The sequence below is a fragment of the Streptomyces flavofungini genome, from assembly GCF_041028215.1.
Taxonomy (GTDB): domain Bacteria; phylum Actinomycetota; class Actinomycetes; order Streptomycetales; family Streptomycetaceae; genus Streptomyces; species Streptomyces flavofungini_B.
The window spans coordinates 1-2,900 of record NZ_JASKYR010000827.1 but is presented as its reverse complement, the minus strand read 5'-3'; the positions used below and the strand labels follow the sequence as shown (position 1 = coordinate 2,900).

Below are 2,900 nucleotides of genomic sequence, written 5' to 3'. Positions count from 1 at the left end.
GTCTTGCGCAGGCCCACCCAGGCCTCGCCGTCGGCGGGGGCGGTGAACTCGTGGGTGAGGGTGGTGGGGGCTGTCGCGACGGGCAGCTCCTCGCGGTGGAGTTCGCGGGTCTTCGGGGTGTCGGCCGCGGTGATCCAGGCGTACTGTCCCGCCTTCTCGTTCTCGTACCGGAAGGTGACGCGGTAGCGCCTGCCCGGTGTGAAGCGGACGGTGTGCGGGACGGTGCGGTAGACGAGGCCGGTGTTCTCGCCGCGTGACTTCAGGGAGTTGGTGCCGTCGATGACGTCGTCGGTCTCCTTGCCGTTCCAGCCGCGCTGGGTGTACGGGGCGTGGCGCTGGGCGAGGTGGGTGCGGGGGTCGGTGACGTCTCCGGCGTCGCCCTTGACGAAGGGGCCCCAGCCCTGCGGTACGTGCTCGAAGTCCTCGTGGATCAGGGTGCCGCGGGGCAGCTTCGCGGGGCGGGCGGCGGCGACGATCCGTATGTTGTCGAAGCGCACGCGCGCGTGGCCCGCCTCGGCCCGCAGCGTCAGCTCGGCGGTGCCGCCGCCCTGGGGGACGGTGAAGTGCGTGGACATGCGCTGGAACCGGGTGCCGTGCTTGCGGTCGGCGGCGACGTAGTTGCCCGCGGTGGACGTCTCGGTGCAGGCGGTCGCGGTGACTCCGTCGGGGGTGCGTACCTCCAGGGAGGCCTTGCGCCGCTCCCCCGCCTCGGCACCGACCTCGACCTGTACGGAGGCCACGTACGTACCGGCCTTGAGGCGGGCGAGCCGCTGCCCGACGGATGCCGCGCCGCCCGCGCCGATGACCAGCTCGTAGTCGCCGAGCGCGCTGCGCTTGACGGCGGCGGGCCCGCTCGTCTTCCACCCCTTCAGGGAGCCGGAGTGGAAGCCCGGGTCGTACAGCGGTGTCCCCTGCCCCCAGCGGGGCTCCGGCGGGGCGGCGGCCCGCTCGCGGTAGAGGACGTAGGGCTGCTTCGGCTCCGCCTCGATGGTGACCTTTCCGTCCGCTGCGGAGACGTACGCCTCGAAGACCCTGCCCTGGTCGGTCAGCCGGTACAGGGCGACGCGGGAGCGTTTCGCCCACGCGCGCGGGAGGTGCCATGTGCTGCTGCCGCCGGCGGGGTTGTAGTGGTACAGCTTGGCGGGGTCGGTGGCCTTGCGGGGCTCCCAGGGCAGCAGGTAGCGGCCGTCTTCGTAGACGACGTTTCCGTCGGTGGTGATGCGCCGTTCGCCGGAGGCGTCCGAGACGGTCGTGCCCGGCTGTCCGAAGAAGGTGATCTCGTGCTCGTTCCAGGTCTTGACCGGATGGGCCTGGAGGTACTTGGCGGGCAGCGAGTGGGTCCAGATCAGCTCGTAGAACGCGTGCCAGTCGGTCTTGCCGACCCAGCCCTCGAAGTTGCCCATGCGGGCGACCCCGAGAAGGGTGGGCCACTTGTCGGCGAAGACGTCCTTCTGGTGGTTGCGGACGAAGCGGATGAGGCGGGAGTTGATGCCGCGCGAGGTGTCGCCGCCGTAGTCGGTCTCGGTGGCCCAGTGCGACCAGAGCGCCGAGCGCTCGAAGCCATGGCCCCACTCCGTGGTGATCGTCCAGCCCTGTTCGCGCAAGGCCCGCTGGAGGCGGTCGGAGGTCCAGCCGGACTCGCGGAAGACGTCGATGTACAGGGCGTTCAGGCCATGGTCGGTCTGGGCGCGCAGCGCGGCGAAGCGGCGCACGATGTCCCCGGAGACCAGGTCGCGGCGCTGGTCGATGCGGTAGCTCTGGTCGAGCCAGTCCCATTGCTTGTCGCTCTTGTCGACGAGTTTCTCGGAGAAGGCGCGGGCGACGGGGTAGGACTCGGTGGCGTTGACGTGCACGCCGAAGGCGCTGTTCCACTTCCTGCCCTCGCGGAGGAGGGTGTTGAGGTCCGTGAGGCCGCCCGCACGCTCGTTGTAGTTGTCCGCGTAGTCGGGGTGGGCGGAGTCGTGGCCCTCGGACTGGTAGCCCTTCAGGAGCGTGTACTGGCCGAGGCCGTCGGTCGCCAGGTGGATGCGCTTGACGTTGTCGAGGGTGGCCAGGAAGGGGTTGGTGGCCTGGGAGGCGAAGTTGAACGGGATGTGCGGGACGACCCGCAGATGCTGCTCGTCGGCGCCGGGCGGGGTCACCATGATGTCGCGGAAGGCGATGGCGGCGTCCTGCCAGTCGACCTTGCCGTCGCCGTTGCGGTCGCCGGTGATGACGACGGTCGCGTACGGCAGGGGTTCGGTGGCGCTCATGGGCGAGGTCGCGGCGCGGTGCGTCCACTGCCCGGGGCTCAGCCGGGCCTCCACGTAGGGGCCGCTTCTCACCGTCTCGCGCCACAGGCGGCCGTTCTCCCAGGTGGTGCCCGCCTGGCTGGTCGGCTTGTCGTAGACGGTGTTCGTCTCGATCGCGCCGCCGAGCCCGTCGTGCGCGACGACGGCGTACGCGCATCCGGCGGGCGCCTCGGCGGGTGTGTCCTCCGTCGGCTGGATGAGGGTGTCGCCGCTCCTGGCCTTGTCGAGCTGCACCCTGGCGGCGAGCAGGGCGGCGCCGGGCTGGTCGCTGCGGACGGAGAGCAGGGCGAGCCCGGGGACGCGCAGGGTGCCGACCCGCAGCGCGGGCGTGTCGGCGATCCGCGTGACCCGCCAGTGGACCTGCCGCCCCTCGACGGCGATCTCCACGTCGATCCTGGTGCCGCCGTCGAAGGCGAGTACGTAGGTGACGCGGTCCGCGCCCGCCGCCGCGGTGACCCGCGGCGTCCGCTCGGTCTCGTCGATGAGGACCGTGCTCAGCGGCTCCGTGCCGCCGTACAGCACGGCGCCGCTCGCGCGGTCGGTGTAGGAGAGGACGCGCGGGAAGTCACCCGCGACGCGGACGTCCAGAGCGGCCGAGCGCAGCACCAC

At 71.6% G+C, this 2,900-nt stretch carries 1 protein-coding gene; it reads right to left on the bottom strand.

Going from position 1 to position 2,900, the window contains the following annotated elements; all coding sequences use genetic code 11:
* A partial coding sequence (locus tag AB8Z36_RS35105) for an endo-alpha-N-acetylgalactosaminidase family protein (RefSeq protein ID WP_369217440.1) occupies nt 1-2,900 on the bottom strand: 2,900 nt, incomplete at both ends.